Source organism: Dellaglioa sp. CoH-56-MRSF-13, assembly GCF_056782095.1.
In genome coordinates, this window is sequence record NZ_JBXAYC010000149.1 from 1 (window position 1) to 291 (window position 291).

1 protein-coding gene is annotated in these 291 nt (G+C 55.0%); it reads left to right on the forward strand.

What is annotated here, in order from left to right:
- On the forward strand, positions 1 to 291 hold a 291-nt coding region (locus tag AC1RP1_RS08255), incomplete at both ends, for a hypothetical protein (RefSeq protein ID WP_481762761.1).

The window sequence follows — 291 nt, forward strand, 5'->3', positions numbered from 1 at the left end:
TCACAAAAATGCGCAAAGCACGATCCATCGAGGCCGTAGCCCGCTACAGTGCGCCGCACTGGATCGTCATGATTCGGAATCCGGGAGACAAAGAATGGACGCCGCTTCTCGACAACGAGAAAAAGGTGGAAAACCAAAACGAGTTTGCGGAAATCATCAAGACGCGTGCCGCAGTCCGCACCTTTCCCAACGCAATCGAGGCAAATCGCTGGATCATTCAGAACGTGACGGGTGTGCAACAGCCTCTCGTGGCTCAGGGCACGCAGCAGATTTGGCAATCCCAGCAAGCTG